This is a genomic window from Nocardiopsis lucentensis DSM 44048, from assembly GCF_000341125.1.
In the GTDB taxonomy this organism is placed as follows: domain Bacteria; phylum Actinomycetota; class Actinomycetes; order Streptosporangiales; family Streptosporangiaceae; genus Nocardiopsis; species Nocardiopsis lucentensis.
This window is the reverse complement of the sequence record NZ_ANBC01000122.1, coordinates 1-910: the sequence shown is the minus strand read 5'-3', so window position 1 is coordinate 910 and position 910 is coordinate 1. Positions and strand designations below refer to the sequence as shown.

The 910-nt window shown below is 66.3% G+C and carries 1 protein-coding gene (cut by a window edge); it reads right to left on the bottom strand.

Annotated features, from left to right (window positions below; translation table 11 throughout):
• Window positions 1-595 carry the 5' portion of a proteasome ATPase gene (gene arc / locus D471_RS0103960; RefSeq protein ID WP_017597428.1) on the bottom strand. The gene continues 1,163 nt to the left of window position 1, outside the view, so 595 of the gene's 1,758 nt are visible here — the first part of the coding sequence; the start codon lies at window positions 593-595; its stop codon lies off the left edge, out of view.
• Between the last annotated feature and the right edge of the window lie 315 nt (window positions 596-910).

Sequence of the window (910 nt, the reverse complement as noted above, 5' to 3'; positions counted from 1 at the left end):
CCCCCGGCCGCCCCGGCTCGTCACGCAACGGGTCCGCCAGCCGGACGATTCGCTCCTCATCGTGGTGCGAGATCACCAGAGCTCGTTCGCCGTCATCCAACAGCTCCTTGAGCATGACGACCTCGCCGACGGTCTCGAAGGACTCCACCTCGACGACGTTGAACGCCTCGTTGAGCATGACCTCCTGGCCCGGGCGCAACGCGTCCAGGTCCACCGAGGGGCTCACGTTGACCCGCATCTTGCGGCCGTTGGTGAAGATCTCGACCGTCTCGTCCTCACGCGAGCCCAGGTAGACGCCGAAACCGGACGGCGGCTGGGCCAACCGGTCGACCTCCTCCTTCAGAGCGACGATCTGCTCCCGGGCCTCCTTGAGTGTGGAGACGAGTCGTTCGTTCTGGCCATTGGCCGCGGCGAGGTTGGCCTGAGCCTCCCTCAACCGTTCCTCAAGCAGGCGTACATGTCGGGGCGAATCAGCGAGCTTACGCCGAACCACGCTGAGTTCCTTTTCCATGTAGGAGACCTGGGCCGTGAGTTCAGCGACTTCACGGTCCTGGTCGCTCTGACGCTCGTCGTCGCGCTCGGCCACGTCCGCCACCTCCCTATGAGAAGGACGACTACTCGGGAGCCTACCTACCCCTGCCCATTTCCTAACCTCCCACGTTCGGGGAGTGTCGAAGGCCTCATTTATCGACCTTGCGTATGACCAGGTCACAGTGGTAGCGGATGACCCGACGTAATGAGAAAGTAACCTCCGTGTCGACCGGAGACCACGACTTCACCAGCCCTTCGGAGGCTCCCGGCACACGCCGCCGGGGCCGCCGGACCCCCTCCACACGCGAACGGGCCCGCCCGCGCGCCCCCTGGACGCGCCGACGGGCCCGTGACGAACCCGGCGCCGCCCGGCCGCCGC